This window comes from Rhodococcus sp. IEGM 1241, from assembly GCF_033142365.1.
In the GTDB taxonomy this organism is placed as follows: Bacteria; Actinomycetota; Actinomycetes; order Mycobacteriales; family Mycobacteriaceae; genus Rhodococcus_F; species Rhodococcus_F erythropolis.
Map to the genome: position 1 here is coordinate 1,755,571 of NZ_JAWLSE010000001.1, position 18,949 is coordinate 1,774,519.

General features: G+C 59.2%; 12 protein-coding genes. 9 read left to right on the top strand and 3 right to left on the bottom strand.

What is annotated here, in order from left to right:
* The first annotated feature begins 48 nt into the window (after positions 1-48).
* The 3 genes from mfd (at position 49) to R4P70_RS08490 (ending at position 5,696) form a co-directional block, all read left to right on the top strand.
* Positions 49-3,675, top strand: coding sequence for a transcription-repair coupling factor (gene mfd / locus R4P70_RS08480; protein WP_029255886.1), 3,627 nt, complete (start codon positions 49-51; stop codon positions 3,673-3,675).
* Positions 3,676-3,745: 70 nt separating this feature from the next.
* Positions 3,746-4,633 (top strand): MazG family protein, encoded by an 888-nt coding sequence (locus tag R4P70_RS08485; RefSeq protein WP_317830663.1) that lies wholly within the window; start codon positions 3,746-3,748, stop codon positions 4,631-4,633.
* Between the two features lie 277 nt (positions 4,634-4,910).
* A complete protein-coding gene (locus R4P70_RS08490) occupies positions 4,911-5,696 on the top strand; it encodes a glycosyltransferase family 2 protein (protein WP_031331024.1) in 786 nt (261 codons plus the stop codon).
* A 245-nt stretch (positions 5,697-5,941) separates the two neighbouring features.
* On the opposite strand, the gene R4P70_RS08495 is transcribed toward R4P70_RS08490, so the two are convergent.
* Entirely contained in the window at positions 5,942-7,669 is a 1,728-nt protein-coding gene (locus R4P70_RS08495) for a serine aminopeptidase domain-containing protein (protein ID WP_317830664.1), read from the bottom strand.
* 249 nt (positions 7,670-7,918) lie between these two features.
* The gene (locus R4P70_RS08500) at positions 7,919-8,845 is read right to left on the bottom strand and encodes an endonuclease/exonuclease/phosphatase family protein (RefSeq protein WP_317830665.1); all 927 of its coding nucleotides are present in this window, start codon (positions 8,843-8,845) and stop codon (positions 7,919-7,921) included.
* Between the two features lie 228 nt (positions 8,846-9,073).
* On the opposite strand from R4P70_RS08500, the gene R4P70_RS08505 reads away from it, so the two are divergent.
* The 6 genes from R4P70_RS08505 (at position 9,074) to R4P70_RS08530 (ending at position 16,851) form a co-directional block, all read left to right on the top strand.
* Complete coding sequence (locus R4P70_RS08505) at positions 9,074-10,027, top strand: glycosyltransferase family 2 protein (protein ID WP_317830666.1); 954 nt, start codon at positions 9,074-9,076, stop codon at positions 10,025-10,027.
* On the top strand, positions 10,027-11,301 hold the full coding sequence (locus tag R4P70_RS08510) for a hypothetical protein (protein ID WP_317830667.1): 1,275 nt from the start codon (positions 10,027-10,029) through the stop codon (positions 11,299-11,301). The genes R4P70_RS08505 and R4P70_RS08510 overlap by 1 nt, the downstream gene beginning before the upstream one ends.
* Entirely contained in the window at positions 11,291-13,093 is a 1,803-nt protein-coding gene (locus R4P70_RS08515; RefSeq protein WP_317830668.1) for a glycosyltransferase family 2 protein, read from the top strand. Before R4P70_RS08510 ends, R4P70_RS08515 begins: the two co-directional genes overlap by 11 nt.
* Positions 13,090-14,865: a hypothetical protein gene (locus R4P70_RS08520; RefSeq protein WP_021332734.1), complete on the top strand. Its 1,776-nt coding sequence runs from the start codon at positions 13,090-13,092 to the stop codon at positions 14,863-14,865. Before R4P70_RS08515 ends, R4P70_RS08520 begins: the two co-directional genes overlap by 4 nt.
* Positions 14,858-16,015 carry a glycosyltransferase family 4 protein gene (locus tag R4P70_RS08525; protein ID WP_317830669.1) on the top strand — a complete coding sequence of 386 codons (1,158 nt, stop codon included), beginning with the start codon at positions 14,858-14,860 and terminating at the stop codon, positions 16,013-16,015. The genes R4P70_RS08520 and R4P70_RS08525 overlap by 8 nt, the downstream gene beginning before the upstream one ends.
* Before the next feature lie 107 nt (positions 16,016-16,122).
* Complete coding sequence (locus R4P70_RS08530) at positions 16,123-16,851, top strand: glycoside hydrolase family 16 protein (RefSeq protein WP_021332736.1); 729 nt, start codon at positions 16,123-16,125, stop codon at positions 16,849-16,851.
* Positions 16,852-18,114: 1,263 nt separating this feature from the next.
* On the opposite strand, the gene R4P70_RS08535 is transcribed toward R4P70_RS08530, so the two are convergent.
* On the bottom strand, positions 18,115-18,942 hold the full coding sequence (locus R4P70_RS08535) for a glycoside hydrolase family 16 protein (RefSeq protein ID WP_317830670.1): 828 nt from the start codon (positions 18,940-18,942) through the stop codon (positions 18,115-18,117).
* Between the last annotated feature and the right edge of the window lie 7 nt (positions 18,943-18,949).

Sequence of the window (18,949 nt, forward strand, 5' to 3'; positions counted from 1 at the left end):
TCGGGCTGTGCGTCCGCAACCCGTCATCACTGTTCAGGAGCGCGTTCGTTGACTTCCTTGTCCTCTGCCCAGACTGCGCTCGCTGGACTCGCCGAGGTCGCCCTCGCAGACGCCGCGTTCACTCCAGTGATCGACTCGATCGGTGCGCCTGCCCTGGACATCGTGGCGCCGAAGCCGGCTCGACCATTCATCGCCGCTGCACTTGCCGCGCGCACTCCGGTGCTGCTGGTGACGGCCACCGGTCGCGAAGCCGACGATCTGACGTCAGAACTCACCGAGATGCTCGGTGGAGGCGTCGCGCAGTTCCCGTCGTGGGAAACATTGCCGCACGAGCGACTGTCGCCGAGCGCGGACACCGTCGGGCGACGGGTGGAGGTACTGCGCCGACTCGCCAGACCAGACGACGCCTCGTACGGCTCGCCTCTCCGGGTGATCGTGACCACGGTGCGCTCTCTCGTTCAGCCGATGGCGCCGGGTCTTGGCGAGATCGAGCCGATCACGTTGCGCGTCGGCACCGAGATCGATTTCGATTCTGTTCTGGTTCGCCTGGTGGAGATGGCGTACAGCCGTGTCGACATGGTGGGAAAGCGTGGTGAGTTCGCGGTCCGCGGCGGCATTCTCGACCTGTTCTCGCCGACGGCGGATCATCCGGTACGTATCGAATTCTGGGGTGACGAGGTATCGGAGCTTCGGTACTTCTCTGTCGCCGATCAGCGTTCGCTACCGGACGTCGACGTCGATTCCGTGATCGCGCCGCCGTGTCGTGAGCTGATTCTGACAGCTGATGTTCGCGATCGAGCTGCGGCACTCGCTGCTGAGAATCAGGCTGACGCGTCGTTGGTCGAGATGCTGGACAAGATCTCGGCAGGCATCCCCGTCGAGGGGATGGAAGCTCTGCTCCCGGTTCTCAAACCCGGTGAACTGCAACTACTTTCCGATGTCCTTCCGGTAGGGGCGCACATCCTTCTGTGCGATCCGGAGAAGGTGCGCACCCGCGCCACCGATCTGGTGCGCACCGGCCAGGAATTCTTGGAAGCGTCGTGGACGGCGGCGTCGATCGGCGGCGCTGCACCGCTCGACACGTCGATCCTCAACGGCGGGGGAGTCGATCTCGGTGCCTCCGCATACCGGTCGCTTCGTCATGTTCGCGAATCTGCCGAAGCTGCCGGCCGTCCGTGGTGGACGGTCAGCCCGCTGGCTTCGGGAAATGGTGAAGAACTGGAAATCCCGGTTCAGGCGGCACCGCAGGTACGTGGTTCCGACGACCTCTTGGCCGAGCTGTTCGTCAGCCTCCGGGCACACGTGAGCACGGGCGGTCGCGCGGCGATCGTGGTGGCAGGCGCCGGCACAGCCAGCCGAGTCGTCGAGCGACTCGGTGAAGCCGAAGTACCCGCCAAGATGCTCGAAGGCGGAGCGACCCCTGCCCGCGGACAGGTCGCGGTGCTCCGCGGGTCTCTGCACGACGGACTGGTACTCGCCGGCGACGACTCGACGCCGGGGATGGTGATCGTCACCGAGTCCGATCTGACGGGCAACCGCGTTGCTGCGGTCGGCGACGGAAAGCGCTTGCCGGCCAAGCGCCGCAATCAGGTCGATCCCCTCGCGCTGTCTGCAGGGGACATGGTCGTGCACGATCAGCACGGTATCGGCCGGTTCGTCGAGATGGTCGAACGCACCATCGGCGGGGCGCGTCGTGAATACCTGGTCATCGAGTACGCGCCGAGCAAGCGTGGTCACCCGGGTGATCGTCTGTTCGTCCCGATGGAATCGCTCGATCAACTCTCCCGGTACGTCGGTGGAGAGTTGCCTGCGCTGAGCAAGCTCGGTGGATCCGACTGGGCGAACACCAAGCGTAAGGCCCGCAAGGCGGTTCGTGAGATCGCGGGTGAGTTGGTTCAGCTCTACGCTGCGCGTCAGGCGGCCCCGGGGCATGCGTTCGGCCCGGACACGCCGTGGCAGAAGGAACTCGAAGACGCATTCGCCTTCACCGAGACCATCGACCAGTTGACCGTCATCAGTGAGGTCAAGGCCGACATGGAGAAGCCGGTTCCGATGGACCGGGTGGTGATCGGTGACGTCGGGTACGGCAAGACGGAGATCGCCGTTCGTGCCGCGTTCAAGGCAGTCCAGGACGGCAAGCAGGTGGCGGTACTGGTCCCGACGACTCTGCTTGCACAGCAACATCTTCAGACATTCACCGAACGAATGGCGTCGTTCCCGGTGAAGGTGCGAGGGCTGTCCCGTTTCACCGACGCCAAGGACTCGAAGGAAATCATCGCCGGCATGGCCGAAGGCGAGATCGACATCGTCGTCGGTACTCACCGGTTGCTGCAGACCGGTATTCGCTGGAAGGACCTCGGGCTTGTGATCGTCGACGAGGAACAGCGATTCGGAGTCGAGCACAAGGAACACATCAAGGCACTACGCACCCACGTCGACGTCTTGACGATGTCGGCTACCCCGATTCCTCGTACTCTCGAGATGAGCATGGCCGGGATCCGCGAGATGTCCACGATCCTCACACCGCCGGAAGAACGTCATCCGATCCTCACTTACGTCGGCGCGTATGCGGACAAGCAGGTTGCCGCGGCCATCCGGCGTGAACTTCTGCGCGACGGTCAGGTCTTCTACGTACACAACCGTGTCAGCTCGATCGACAAGGCGGCCAAGAAGATCCGTGAACTCGTCCCGGAGGCTCGCGTCGTCGTCGCGCACGGTCAGATGAACGAGGACACTCTCGAAAAGACCGTGCAGGGCTTCTGGGAACGCGACTTCGACGTGTTGGTCTGTACCACGATCATCGAAACCGGTCTGGACATCTCGAACGCGAACACACTGATCGTCGAACGTGCGGACTCGCTTGGCCTCTCGCAGTTGCATCAGCTTCGCGGACGCGTCGGGCGTAGTCGTGAACGTGGATACGCATACTTCTTGTACCCGGCCGAAAAGCCTTTGACGGAAACGGCATACGATCGGCTGGCAACGATTTCGCAGAATTCGGACCTCGGCGCTGGTATGGCAGTCGCGATGAAGGACCTCGAAATCCGTGGAGCCGGAAACGTTCTGGGCGCAGAGCAGTCCGGCCACGTCGCGGGTGTCGGGTTCGATCTGTATGTCAGGCTGGTCGGTGAGGCGGTCGAAGCCTTCCGGGCTGCAGCCGACGGCAAACCGATCACCATGGACGAGGGCACGAAGGAAGTCCGGATCGACCTACCGGTGGACGCGCACATCCCGCCCGACTACGTCACCAGTGACAGGCTCAGGTTGGAGGGGTACCGCAAGCTCGCTGCGGCAACTGATTCCGACGGCATCGCTGCCGTAGTCGAAGAACTGGTCGATCGCTACGGCCCACTGCCCGAAGAGGTTCGACGGCTGATCTCGGTGGCCAAGCTTCGACTGCTCTGCCGCGAGTACCAACTGGAGGAAGTCGCCGTCACCGGAACTCAGCTCAAGATCTCGCCGATGTCACTGCCCGATTCCAAGCAGATCAGGCTCAAGAGGATCTATCCGAGCGCGCAGTACCGGGCAACGACCGGGCTCGTGCAACTCCCGCTGCCTCGCACCGGCGGAGTCGGCTCGGATCGCCTGCGGGACGTCGAACTACTTCAGTACATCGCGGACTTCATCCTGGCGATAGACGGGCGCGCCGCCGGTGCCGTCCTGGTCGAGGCGTGAGCACACGGTGAACGAGATATCAGACGAGGACCACCTGCCGACTGTGGTCGTGCTCGACCCGTCTCGCCCCATGTCCGTTCCAATCGATGCTTTGACTGCCCTCGTCGGTCCTGTCGAGATTGCCGAAGATGTGCCAGCGCAAGTTCGGGACCGATTTGCTGAGTCAGTCCCCGGCGCCCGGGTGTTGGTGACGACCGACCCCGAGTGCGAGGCGGCGCGCAGCAGGCTCGAGAATGGTGCGCGTTTGATTGCCGGTGAACGCGTGAAGGGCGACGGACTGGTCGCAGCGAGTGCGTTGATGGACCGGATGTGGAGTTTCGGCGGCTGGGAGGTTGCTCAGACTCACGAGAGCTTGTCGAACTACCTCCTGGAAGAGACCTATGAGGTGCTCGATGCGATTCTGGCCGGCGACCGTGAGGCACTGAACGAGGAACTCGGTGATCTTTTGTTGCAGGTGTTGTTTCACGCACGGATAGCGGAGTGTGAGTCGACTGCACCGCCAGTCGACATAGACACGATTGCCGGCGCATTGGTGGCGAAACTTTGCCACCGGAGCCCACATTTGGCCGGCGAACCTTCGGAGTCGGTCGACATTGCGGCGCAGGAGCGGGCATGGGATCAGCGAAAGGCTGAGGAGAAGTCGCGTGCCTCGGAGCTTGACGGCATTGCGCAGAGCCAACCCGCAAGGTTGCTGGCTGAGCAGTATGTGAAGAGGGCTGTTCGTGGGGGGTTTCCTGAGGACCTGGTACCGGTTGAGTTGCGGGACGCGGTTGCGCGGTCCCGTGACGCCGACGAGGCTCTTCGCTTCGAGGCTCAGCGCTTTGCTGAACACTTCCGTGATGCTGAGTCGATGTTTCGGTCGTCGGCGAGAAATTCGGTGAATGTGCAGGGCGAGGAGTCTTCCGCTCGCTCGACTGCACGGTGGGCTCATGCCTGGCGAATTCGGCGCCTCCGGTGATTTGATTGCCATTTTGTAGCTGAGGGGAAGGTCACCTGAGGTCGAGGCTGCGAAATAAACAAACTCAAGGTATGTTTATCTCCAGACGAGCAAACCTTGCCGCTTTGCCTGCGAGGTTGGGGGTACCAACCGTTGGTTCGGTACAGGTCGAGCGAGAGGCGAGCCAGTCAGTGCCGGACGGCGGGGCGTTCGGCGGTTGGCCAACTATTTGCTTGAAGCCAAAGGTTCACCGTTTTTGACATCTGGCGGGGGACGCAACCGGGGAGACAGAGGACCAATGAGCGTGGACACAACTGACCGCATCCAGATATCCGAGCAGGAGCACGCACCGGCTTCACGGCGTCCCTCTGTGACGGTGGTGGTGCCGGCGATGAATGAGGCGAAGAATCTGCCCTACGTCGCAGAGCGGATGCCTGACGGAATCGATGAGATCGTTTTCGTCGATGGCCATTCGGTCGATGATTCGGTGGATGTTGCCAAGCGGTTGTGGCCGAAGGCGACGATCGTAACGCAGACGAGACGAGGGAAAGGCAACGCACTCGCATGTGGATTTCGGGCGGCAACGAGTGACATTGTCGTCATGATCGACGCTGACGGTTCGACGGATCCTGCCGAGATCCCTTTGTTCGTCGATGCGTTGGTGCAGGGGGCCGACTTTGCCAAGGGGACACGGTTTGCGCAAGGCGGAGGGAGTGATGACATCACCTTTTCCCGCAAACTTGGAAACAAAGCACTGAATGGAATCGTAAACATCAAGTTTCGTGCGTCTTTCAGCGACCTTTGCTACGGCTACAACGCGTTCTGGCGTCGCCACATACCTGTCATGAACCTGCCGGAGACGGGTACCTCGGAGGCGCAATGGGGCGACGGTTTCGAGATCGAAACCTTGATCAATGTTCGGGTAGCCAACGCAGGATTGAAAATATCCGAAGTACCGAGCTACGAGCGCGACCGTATCTATGGCGAGAGCAATCTCAACGCAGTACGTGACGGATTTCGAGTACTGCGAACCATCCGGAGTGAGCGTCGGGTTCCGCTGCGGGAAGCAGTTCGCGCAAAGTAGTCGGAGACTAACGAAGGCCCTCCCGTCTGTCCGGCGGGAGGGCCTTCGCACGTTCAATCCTCGTACGACACGATCTGGATGTGTCAACATTGTTGGATGTCGACATTTCGCCTCACCGGTTCGGATCTGCAGTGCCGCTGCGGACATATAAATGACGCCCACCGGCACTTGCGGCCGGGGAGCGATTGTGGCTTATGCGAATGCACTCGATTTCGGCGCAGAAGTGGTCTCCTGAGCCGGATCGCTCATTGCCTCCGGCGGCGTTGAGAGTAGTCGTGAACTCGGGAATGAGAGATTCCAAATGTCGTCAAGATTGAATTCTTCATTTCCTCGTGAACCGAGGCGCGAATCCTTGGTCCGATTAGCGCGTGATCGCCCTGCTCGAGCCTTCGAATCTCGATGGTGCCGAATGCTTTCCGTAGGCGACGGACTCCGCTGTGACCGCGATTCTCGTTAAACCATTCCTCGTCGGTTGGTGATACAAGCACTGTCGTTGCGACGCCGGCTTCGACCAACGGCGCGAGAAGCACCTCTGGTACCTGTACGAGACCAATCTGACCCAACGCGAGCCAGGCGCGATACGGCAACCGGTCACGAAGCTTGTCCTTGAACCTGACAGCCCAGTTGTGTGCTCGAAGCGCGAAGGTTCCCCGCGAGTATTCTGCATGCGCGAGCGACTGGCTTCGCGTGAACTCTAATTGTCGGGTAGTCCACCGAAGGGGATTGACTAATATTGCTCGATTTGCTCCGAGTTCTGCGGCAGCGATTGCGGCGCTCCACGATCCGGAGCATAGGCCGGCAACAACCAGGTTTTCTGGGCGGACGCCAGCGTTGCTGGCTGCCTCTACCCCATCGGCGCGTTGCTCGGGTGTGTAGATGGTGCTGATTTCTCGATCCTGCGCCGCGGTCGTTTCACCGGTCGAAGTGCGGTCGAATCGGATAGTCGTGATTCCGTAGCCAGCCAACTCTCTTGCCAACTCAACCCAAAGGCGACTGGGACCAATCCGGTGTTCGGACGCGGTGCCATATAGAACTAGTGTCGGGCCGCCGGGGACACTCGAGGCCGGCGCTGTGCGGATAGTCAGCATACGGTTCGTGCCGGCGTAGGAGATGCATTCGGTGATCGGGAGTTCGAACTGAGAGTTCAACAACGTCGTGGAATGACGAAGATGTGCGGTGACACTTGTGCGTAGCGAGCGCGTCGAATCGCTAATCCATTGCGCCAGAGAAGACACTGTATGCCAGGGTATCTGCACCGCGAAGTCGGCTGGCTCGATGTAGGGGGCCTGGCCGTCGATGTTCATATGGTCAGCTGACAGCGATTCTACGAGTTGTCTTACTCCTACAGTGTCGGCGTGCTCTGGTCGCGACGCAACCAGGACGTTTATTGAAGGGTCGACGGGGAGCGCAGCGAGATTCATACCCGAAAGACGTTGCGCAGCAAGTGGGTGCACCGACATCCCGACGAGCGGGATGAGTGGATCGTCGGCATCGGGGCCCGCTGCGAGCAGATTCAACGCCTTCTGTTGCTGAACGAACGTGCGCCCACGGATGACGGGGTCCCAAAGTACCAGCGTCGTTATTTCTCGTATCTTCGACGCCGCAGAAGTTGCGATCAACGCGCCTACTCGCAGCCCGACCAGGGTGATCTCACGGACTCCACAGGACTGGAGAAACTCGGCAGCCTCTACGACGCTCGACTCCCACATCTCGACAGCGTCTTCTCGGGTCTGTTCACCGGACGAGTCGCCTGTGCCTAGATAGTCGAACCGAAGGACCAACATGCCCTGCGCGCAGAGTTTTTGAGCCAGAAGCATCAAGCCGCGATAAGAATCGACATGCTCCTTTCCGATCGGAGGGCACAGCACGACCCCTCCGCGTGCTGTGCCCCCAGCCGGAACGTGCAGTGTGCCGAACAGTGGTGAGGGCTCGTTGCCGAACCAAGTCGTGAACTTTCCGCCATCTGTGGCCACATGCGTTGAGGATGCGTTTTTGTTCATCTCGGCGGTGTTTCCAGGAGTGTTCGGTAACGCTCCGAAATGACATGTCGAACTCGCCGGTTCGACGTGTCCACGCGCTAACCGCATCTGAATCCTTAGACATCCGAGTGGACTGAGGGGATGCTCTCAGTCGAGAACGTACTCATCGACAGTTGATCTGCCCGAAAACAAGATACAGGTTTGTTTCAGAAATTGCCAGACAGTTGCGGAAGTCGAGGTTTTTTAGCGCTGAACGAGTGAACCCACGATCGCGAGGTGGTCGGAGCCGACGATCTCGACAGTCTCGAACGTCGTCGCCCTCAGTTCGGACGGGACGAGGATGTGGTCGAGAGCGGCGAATGGCGGCCACGACCAGTTTGCGGGGAACGTGTTTACGTAGAACCGACCAGCCTGTCTCGCGGCATCCTGCGTTCCACCATGCAGTAAACCTCGAAATTGTCTGTGATCGACGGTTGCGTTGAAGTCGCCTGCGATAACGAGCGGGTTGGGATTCGTGTCCATTAGTGCGCGGATATGTGCGAGTTCCGTGATCCAGTTCGTGGAATCCTGATCTTGTATCGGGGCGGTGATGTGTGTCGCCACAAGGTCGTATTTTCCGCCTTTGAATTCGATTGTTCCTGCGACGCAGGCGAACCCGAACCCTTCCAGCTGGCGGGGTTCGCTGATCGGGAATCGGCTCCACAGTCCCGTTCCTCGTGCGTCGTTGTCGGGCCGGATGACGCTGAACGGGAATATTCCGGGCATTCCGGCGACTTCAAGTCCGTCCGCAAAGGCCGGGGTCAATTCCTGTACTGCGACAGCGTCGACGTTGTGGAGTCTCGCTGCGTCGACGACTGCATCTACGTCGGCCGCACCCTTTGCGACATTGATCGACATGATTCGCATGGCCTCGCCTTCCCGAGGCTGGGTGATGGGCACCGCGACCTGTGTGCTGATAGCAAGCATGATCATTGCCAGTCCGATGGTCGACCCAACCCACTCGCGAGTGGCGAGCAATGTCACCGTTGCGGGCACCATAGCAAGCGGTAGGTACGGCACCGTGATCACCAGTGAGAGCAGGGCAGGGCTGCGTAGGGGCAAGTATCGAAGGAGGAGCAGTCCTGCGCCCACGACGAGGGTGGTCCAGCATGCCCATTTCAGAAACGTCACAACCTCGGTTGTACCGCATCGGGGAAATGATCGCTGAGACGTTACTGGGGTACATTGGTTCACGACAGTTCGCGGGGAAACCGTCGAGTAAATCGCCAAAAAACAGACCGACAGTCTGTCGATCTGCGCTTTTGTGGCGACTGAGATGTTTTGGTCTGTGTGTCCAGGCGGTGGTCCGGATGCAGGCGGGACGGGAATTCGGCCGGCACGATGATTGGAGACGTGACCATGCTCACAAGACATGGCCTCAATTCGAAGAGCGGTGCGGTAAGCGTCGTCATGGCTTGTTATTCGATGGATCGGCTCCGCGGGATCGTTTCTGCTGTTCATTCGATTTCAGCGCAGACCTTGCAGCCTGCCGAGATCATCGTTGCGGTCGACCACAATCGCGCGCTCGTGCACACCTTGCGCCGCGAAATGCCGGACATCTGTGTGATCTCCTACGAGGACGGACCTCGAGGTGCGTCCGGCGCTCGCAACGCAGGAGTTGCTGTCGTGTCGACGCCCTACACCGCCTTCATCGATGACGACGAGATTGCCGACAGTAACTGGTTGTCGGAGCTGATCAAACCGTTCGCGGACGAGCGAGTTGTCGGAACGGGCGGACGGTACAGGGCAGTATGGCGATCGCCCAAGCCCGGCTGGTTTCCGGACGAATTCGGGTGGGTCGTCGGAGAATCGTTTCAAGGAATGCCGATCGAGACCTCCCGTGTCCGCAACGTCTGGAGTGGCAGCATGGCCGTTCGAACAGCGGCTTTCCGCGCGGTCGGAGGGTTTCGAGTCGGGTTCGGCAAGAGCGGCGAGCGATCGCAACCTGAAGATACCGACCTGTGTATCCGAATGGCGGAACTTGGCAACGACTTTCATTGGATGTACGTGCCGACCTCGGTGATCGATCACGATATTCCATTGGAACGCAGTACATTTCGTTTCTTCCTGGCCCGCTGCTATTCCGAAGGGAAGGGAAAGATCGAACTACGGGACGACCGGAACGGCTCCGAGGAACTTGACGATGAGCGTGACTACGTGCGCAGTGTTCTCACAAGCGGGCTTCGGCGATACGTCTTGGGGGGTCGGGTGTCCCTGTCGAGGGCGGCGGCCGTAGTTGCCGGAATCGTCTCGGCAGGTATGGGCGCCCTGTCCGCCGTCGTGTGCAGGCGTCGGCACTTTGTAGGGCCGTGATGACGAACAAGGGGCCGCGCATCTACGCGGACGCAGCTTCAATGGCGTCGTCCCAGGTCATCAATGCCGCACTAGGCATGGGATTTTGGGCAGTTGCGGCTGTAGTTCTACCGCCGGCACAGCTGGGCGTCATGACGGCGCTGCTTGCACTCGTTACTGCGCCGGCGATGGTCATCGGTACCGGAGTCGGCGATGTCTTCAATTCGATGATGCCTGCAGCAGGTGCAAGCCTCGGCGCCGTACACCGGCGAGGTCTGCAGGTGTTCTACATGTTGTCGATTCCTGTGGGCGTCATGGCGGCAGTCGCGGCGGTTTGGTTCATTCCGGAAGTGAAGGGCTCGATTCCGGTTGCCTGCTTGGTGTTTGTGGGCGTTGTCGTCTGGGGCATGTTCATTCTGCAGAACAGCACTTTGACCAGTTTGGACGAGTCCCGGAAGTTGCCCTTGATCAACGGGATCGTCAGCGCTGGTCGCATTGGTGTTCTTCTCGCGTTGGTGTGGTTAGCGAATTGGCAACCGGTGGTGATGTCGACGGTAGTAGTAGGCGGAGTGTCGGTTGTGTTCATGCGGTTGATGATCAACCGTATCGTCGAACGGCGCTCGGCTGCCTCTCCACCTGGCCTGTGGAGTGACGGCAATGCGTCGGCTGAGGTCGTGAGAATGTGCAGGCAAGCTGTCCCGACCCAAGCCATGGGTGTCGGAGTGATCCTTCTGATGCCATTTCTCGTCACCGCCTATTCCGGTCCCGTTCAGGGCGCAGTTTTCTCCCTTTCGATGAGCATTGCACAGACTCTCGAATTCGTCGGCTCTGCCATGGGGACTTCCCTTGTGGTTCACGCGTCGAAGAACCCCAAAGATGGTTCCAAGATGGCGTTGGTTTTGTTTGTGAGGGTTTCTGTTCTGGTCGCTGTGGGCGGGGTATTGGTCTCGCTGGGCGCACCGATTATCTTCGGAATACTCGATCCTGAGTATCTGGATTTGAATGCCGAGTTTGTCGTGATCATCCTTGCGATCGGGTCGTTGATGAGAACGATGTTCGTGGTGTGGTCTGCGTTGCAACGAGCAAGGCGCGAGATCGGACCATTGGTCGTCATCAACGGTCTGTTCGCCGGACTTCTCATGGTGGTCTTGCCTTTCGCGTGCTTTCTCTGGGGAGCTGTGGGTGCGGCGGTTGCTGTCGGTGTGGCCCAGACGGCGGCTAGCATCGCCGCAGTCTTCGGGATAGCTCGGCGTCGAGATGCAATAAGAAGGCGGGTGTTTCAGTATGAGGTTTGAAGAACATGTCAGAAATCAGGACGCCGATGAGCCAGCCGCACAGGGCGTTCGGCGTGATGGACTCACGAATCTCGATCCGGTGATGACGCCGACGGCCGGAACCGAATTGTGGGCAGGGGCCATTTGGATTGGTCAGGTGGACGAGTGGGAGCTACTTGCATCGAGTGTCATCGAATTGACCGGGGGAACAGCCTACTCACGTGCTCGCCTGCTGGTTGCGCGCCTCAACGGATCATTTGCCTTTGTCGAGGTTCAAGTCGCGAACGGAATGATCAGATCGAAGGAAGTCCTGGCCTACTTGCCGGATTCCGAGCCTGTAACCGCTCCACCGATCCCCGAAGTGCCTGTTACATTGGTCATTTGCACGATGAATCGACCGGACATGCTCCGTGAAGTTTTGACCTCACTCGCCGATCTCGACTACCGAAACTATGACGTGCTCGTCGTGGACAACGATCCTTCGTCTGGTTTGACACCGCCGATAGTGGATGCTTTCGCCGGAGTTCGGATCGTTGATGCGCCGGAACGTGGCCTGTCCAAGGCCCGAAACATAGGCCTCGTTGCGGCCACTGAAGAGTTCGTGGCATTTACGGATGACGATGTCGTGATTGACAAGAACTGGCTCCGTGAGTTGGTCACCGGATTCGCAGTCGCGGACGACGTCCACATCGTCACAGGTCTCGTGCCGACAGGTGAGGTATCGACTCCTGCTCAAGCCTTTTTCGATCGTCGCGTGAGTTGGTCGAAGAATCTTGTGCGAACGACGTACCGCTTGTCAGATCCGCCGGAGAACGACGCTCTGTTCCCTTTCCGCGTAGGCGATTTCGGGACGGGTGCCAATTTCGCGGTAAGACGATCCGTGATGCTCGAGCTTGGCGGATTCGACGAGGGACTAGGGGTGGGATCGCCTTCAGGCGGCGGTGAAGATATCGACATGTTCGTCAGGGTCATTCTCGACGGGGGTGCGCTGGTCTACGCACCTGCTGCGCGAGTCTGGCACCGTCATCGCATCGATCCAGCGGGATTGAGTAAACAGATGGCCGACTACGGCCTCGGGCTTGGCGCCTGGTTGACGAAACTCGCTATGGATCCGCGAATAGCGATGATGTTGGCGACGCGTATGGTCAAGGGACTTTCGCACTTCGGGAGCGTCTCCCAGCCTGAAGAAGGTCAGATTCGACTTACACCCGATCTTGACAAATTGCCTTGGATCGAGCGGCGCGCTTTGTTGCGAGGTCCCGCAGCGTTGGTGCGCTCGCGTATCGGGGGATTACGGGGGCGACCACTTCTCCCGAAGGGAACGCGCCCGGTGCGCAGTTCGATAGCCGTCGAATTTCCCGGCGCTAGGTCGATTCGTCGGGCGATCGCGACGGTTGACGCGCGGTGGCCGACCGACGAGCACAGACTGGCAATTCTGGGATTGGTCGGTGGCGTTTGTGGTCTGATCGGTGCCGGCCTGGGCGCGATCGGCGCTCTCACCGGTGTAGCCGTTATCGTTTTTGTTGCGGTCGGCCCGGGTGCGGCAATTATGTCGTACATGCCTGATCAACCTGGCTACGTTCGGGTCGCAGCTGTTCCGGCCCTAGGGATCTCGATCGTCGTGCTGATGACATTCCTGATGACCACAATCGAAGAGTACTACCCGTTTTCGCAGCTCGTGATTCCCAGTCTCGCTACCATTGGAGCATCTCTAGTTCGACTTCTCACCCTCGATAGTCGCCCGGACGTTTCCGGCCGCGAAAACCTCAAGCGACGTATTGGGGCTGTCCTGTCGGGGTTCCGGCGGTTATGACGAGTTTGAAGGAGCGAAACGAGCTGTCGTCGACGAAGTCATATGATGCTCCGACTGACCGGCTGACGATTGCCGTCGTATCCGACAGCAAGAGGCGCGATTGGGTTTCGTGGGGGATTCTCGTTGCAGCACTGGTGAGTTGGTGGATCGCTATACCTTCGCTCTCGACTGCACAGGCGTCGGATTTCGGCCTGCTGTTCGCGGCGTCGCCGTTCTTCGCCGGTGCAATCACTTTGTCGGTGATCGGCTTCGCAGTCGCAATGTCACGAAGTAACAACCGCGCAGCGTTCGGCGCGGTGGTAACTGTTGCGCTCGTGCAGAGGACTGCGACACTCATGGCGTCCGATGTGCCGCTGTATACCTGGACGTACAAGCATCTTGGGGTCACGGATCTGATCCAGCGAAGCCATTTCCTGGCGCGAGGTGTCGATGTGTACAACGGGTGGCCTGGCCTCTTCACGGCGACGGCGTGGTTCTCTCGCGTTACCGGCGTGCCGGACATAGCCGTCGCGAACTGGTTCGCGATCGCTGCGCATCTCCTCATGGTGATTCTGTTCTACTGCATGGCGAGGGCGTGGAGGCTGGATGTCCCGACCGCTATTTCCGCCACGTTTCTCTTCGAGGTGCTCAATTGGGTGGCGCAGGATTACTTCGCCCCGCAGTCGCTGGCACTGATCCTTGTTCTTGCATTCTTAACCCTGGTTGGATCCTCGCGAGACCGACCTAACCTTGTCGTCATCATGATCGTGGTCTTCTGCGCGATAGTAGTCACTCACCAACTCACTCCGTATTGGATGGGGTTGATCGTGGTGGCGCTCATGGCCTTCCGAATGCTTCGGCCGTGGTGGTTGACATTCGTGTTCGCTGCAATAGCCATTGGTTTCCTCATTTACAACTGGGACAGTGCAGGTGACTTCGCGAAATTCTCTTTCGACGTGACGTCGAACGCGAAGTCCAACCTCGCCGGAGCGAATCTCACGCCGACTGCGGGACAGGTATTTGCAAGTAAGACGATGCGTTTCTTGACTGTCGGACTGTTGGTTTCCTCCGCAGTCACGGCAATTGTTATGTGGCGCAAGAAGATGCCGGTACTCGCTTTCGTGATTGTCGCGTTTGCCCCGCTCGCCATTCTGGCCGGGCAAGGCTATGGTGGTGAAGCGATCTTTCGTGTGTATCTTTACTCCCTGGTGGGTTGTTCCCTACTGCTTGCATTTCCGGTCACTGCGATGCTCCGCGCGTCCCGTGCCTCGAGGATAAAGCTAATAGCTGGGAGCATCCTGCTTATCGGTGTCACGCTGTCTTCATCGGAAGCGTATTTTGGTGCGTGGTTCGCCTACTTGACGAAACCCGCAGTAGTCAAGGGCGCTTCCGAGGTGTTGGAGTCGGCTGATCCCTATGGCGTACTGAGGGTTCCGTCCCCGGCGTGGCCTGATCGGCCAACTCAGGCCTATCTGCGGTTGGCCGGCCTCGATCCGAAGTTCGATGTGCAACCGGAGGCCGCGACTCTTTTCTACGGTGCAGACTTCGCGACTGACGAAGAGTACGAGAAGTTCAATGAATACTTCGTCGCTGACCACCGGACAACGTACTTCGCGATTTCCGATCAAATGGTTTTCTACAATTGGTACTTCGGGCTCTCCCCACGGGACGCATTGCCGAATCTGGAGGCACGAATGCGGTTGGACCCGATGTGGAAAGTCTTCCTCGAAGGTAGTGGATTCGTAGTCTTCGAGCGAGTCGCCGTTAAGGATGAAGGTGGTAACGATGGCTGATCGCAGGCTGCGAATTCTTGCGTCGACGCTGACTCGCGATGTCACGGGTATTGAGCACAGTGTTATTCGGTTGCTCCCACGTCTCGGTGAGCAAGGTGTGAACGTTGTCATGGCCGCGCCCTCTGGTGGTGAGCTCGAACAGACGTGGAACGAGATGGGGCTCGAATTCATACCGATGCCAGACGGGGCGCGTGTCGGTCTGCGTGATTCCTCTGGCGTTTCTCAAACTCCGGCGACGTTGTTGTCGCAGATCCCGCGGTCTGCGACGTGGGTTTCAAAGCTTTTGGTACATGCTCGGCGTGCTGATGTCGTCCACTCGAATTCGCTCTTGTCACATCTGGATTGCGTTGCGGCTGGCAGGCTGGCGCGAACACCTGTGGTGCTCGAGATTCACGACATACTCGACCCCGGGCGAGGTCGGAGTCTGCTGAGTGCGGCCGTTCGTGGGGCCTCAGCCTCGATCGCAGTGAGTAATGCTGCACGGCAGCAGCTTTCGGAATCGGCTCAGGGAAAGACGACGGTAGTTCCCCAGGGCGTCGATGCGGCAGTCTTTGCGCCAGGACCAGCCACGGTGCGAGCTGAGCTCACTGATTCCCCCGATTCCGCATTGGTCGCAGTCATTGGACGCGTCGACCCTGTCAAAGGAATCGACACTTTGATCGAGGCAGTATCCCAGATTCGTTCCCGCGGCAGGGACTTACATCTGGTCATCGTTGGCAGGTCGAGCCCGGGGAACGAGCACTACGGCGAGAATCTTCGCCGAATAGCCGCGGAATTGGCCCCTGGCGCTGTCAGGTTTGTCGGGCAACGGAACGATGTTGCGGCTATTCTGCGGTCGGTTGACATCCTGTGTGTTCCCTCCGTGCGAGAACCTTTCGGGCTCATAGCGATCGAAGCGATGTCAGTCGGTACTCCGGTGGTGGCCAGTCGGACGGACGGTTTCCTCGATTACGTCGTCGATGGGGAGAACGGACTGCTGTCCGTCCCGGGTGATCCCGCAGACGTTGCCAGGAGAATTCTGTCCCTCCTGGATGACAGCCAGCTTCGCATCCGGTTGGTGACCGGTGCACGCAGGTCGGTATTGGATGACCACGAGGTCTCAGCGCGAGCTGATCGGGTGATTGACGTCTATCGAAGGGTTGTGAAATGAGTGGGAGTACGCGTGCCGTGGTTCGGGCCGGGATGATTCTTTCGATGGCCTCACTACTATTGGCTACTTCGTGCGCCACCGGTCAACCCCGGAGTCCAATGATGCGAATGGTCTCGAGCGATTTCGGCACAGACGAATTCGATGGTGCTGCAGGGGATTCTCCTGATCCGGCGATGTGGGGATTCGATGTCGGGGGCGGAGGTTGGGGAAATCAGGAGAAGCAGATCTACACAGACAACGCCGAAAACGCGCGTTTGGATGGAAACGGTAACCTCGTGCTCGAAGCTCGTCGGATCCTGGGGGGATTCACGTCAGCGAGGATCGTGACAAGGGACAAGTTTTCGTTCACAGAGGGCACGATTTCTGCCCGAATAAAGTTCCCGATGGCGCAGGGAATCCATCCGGCATTCTGGTTACTCGGCGAGAATTTGGCGACGGTGGGCTATCCAGAGAGCGGCGAGATCGATGTAATGGAGTTGGTGCACAACGCCACTGAGTATCACAACGCAATTCACGGTCCGTGGTCCGATCCTTCTGCACACACAGACGGCAAGTGGAAGATGTCGTCGGATGGTTTTCTCGGCGGTGATGCCTCGACCACCTTCCATGTTTACGAGGTGACGAGAAGGTCTGACTCCATCTCGATCTTCATCGACGGTGAAATGGTGGGCGAGTACTTGCGCAGCGAGGCGCCGGACGGCTCGAAATGGGTTTTCGACAAGCCGTTCTATGTCGTGATGAACATTGCGGTGGGCGGAGAATGGCCCGGGCCGACGGATGCAACCACCCCGGATGTGTCGACCTTGACCGTCGACTGGATTCGATTCACGCCTTGAGAGTGAATAATGGCTAGTTACAAGGTTTCTGCAGTTGATCAGATGCGGGTGCGTGATCGTGCGCTCGTCATCGGCGGACCAGTTGGTGTCATCTCGTCGAGTGATCTGCGTAGTGCGTTGATCGAGATTGCTCGGATCGGTCCGCAGACGAGGTTCGGATTGCGAGCGGATTCCTCGCGCCGTCGTTGGCTGTTCGATCCTGATGCTGTTGGGTCGGCAGTCGAAGAAGTTCCGCACACCGACGCGGCAGACATTTCGAGATTTGCGACCGCCGTGTTCAATTCGGATTTGACGCACTCGTCGATCCGGATCGTTGCGTCCGGGGAGTATGTTGCATGTTTGGGTTCGCACGGCATCTCCGACGGGATCGGTGGTTCGCGACTGTGGACTGCCCTTGTCAGCACCGCTCAATCAGGGCAATTACCCGCATCTCTGCATTCGGTAGAGTCAAGATTTCCATTGTCGCGCACAATTATTCGTGCTTTTGGCGGCAATCCTCGGCGGCTTGGAGCGGCCGTTCGATGGCATTCGCACGTGCGTGGAACAGGGATCGAGCCGGTTCCGGCGACTCGCCGAATGCCGTGGCGGCCCACCCCGGTCAGTCTTTCGCTCCCGATGGATCCGCATGTTGCGCATCGACTAGTTTGCTGGCGCGACGAGCACGCACCGTCGGCGTCTTTGCGCGCGATAACACTGTTTGTATTTCTTGCTGCCTTGCGAGGTCATGGAGTGGAAACCGCGTCCCATGCGCTTGTGTTGATGGACGCGCGCAGATATGCGCATCCGTCGACCGTTGTTAACGGTAATTTTGCTGTGGGGCAATATGTTCCGGTAGGTGAATCCGTGACGTTGTCGGAGGTCAGTCGGGGTATCGCGGGGGCGCTCGTCTCGGGTCACCCGTTGCTGACCCTTTCAGCGATCAGTGCGAAGGCGACTGTCGCTTCGGTTCTCGGGAGGTCCCACGCCACGGTCGCCGAGGCGAGCGTGGGTATCAAGCCTCACGCCTTGGTTTCATACTCAGACATAGGTCGACTTCCCAATTCGGATGAAATCAGATGGACAGGCGATCAGCTATGTGTGGCAGCTACCGACCCATACGGAGCGGAAGGTATCGCGTTCCTCGGTGCAGAGATCGAGGGGCGGCGACACCTCTCAGTCACTTTCCACAGCAACGTATTCGATACCGAGACGATCAAGGGGGTGCTTCGAGCGGTTGCTTGCGATCCCACCGCACTGCTGGATGAATGTCTGTAACTCCGCGTGTCAGTTCTCGTGGAACCAACGTACGTAGTCGATAGTCATTGTGGATGGCCAAGGTGTGGTGGAATCGGTTAAACCTGGCCAGGTTCCACCAACGGCGATATTCAGTAAGGTGTATGCAGGGGCGTCGAACACCCATGCCTCCGCTCCGGATACCTGTGACCGATCGAGGTACAGCATTCGGACGCCGTCGATGTAGGTCTCGATTCGTCCGGGTCGTTTGAGTATCCCGTAGGTGTGGAAAGCAGTGAAGTCGGTGCCGGGTCGGGCGCCGCCAACGCTGCGGTCCCAAACGCCGGTCACTCGGTTTCCGGATTTGCTAGGACCGTGCACGGCGCTCGTGTATGTTTCCGCATCGTTGATGGTTTCGATTGCGTCGATTTCGCCACAGCCGGGCCAACCGGCGGTATATAGATTCGTGCCAAGCGTCCAGAATGCCGGATGCATGCCCTTTCCTGCTGGCAGTTTTATTCGCGCCTCGACTAGTCCGTAAGTGAAATCGACCTTGCCGAAAGTTCCAAGTCGTGCGGAAGTGATTGTGCTGCCTACTTTTTGGGCCTGAATGAGGAGATTTCCTTGCCCATCCAGTCTCGAGTTGGACCGTGAGTCGGTGTACACCTGCTTTTCGTTGTTCCCCCAACCTCCGCCGGTTTCATATCGCCAGATTGCTGGGTTGGGGGCTGAATTTGCAGGGCCATTGAACTCGTCGTACGCATAGACCGTAAAACGATCTGCTGCGCGTGCTGGCGGCATAAGGGGAGGCAAGGTAATCGCAGCCGTCGCCAGAGTCGTTGAAAGAAGGGCAATTCGAAGAAGTGCTGAAATTCTCATGCGCAGA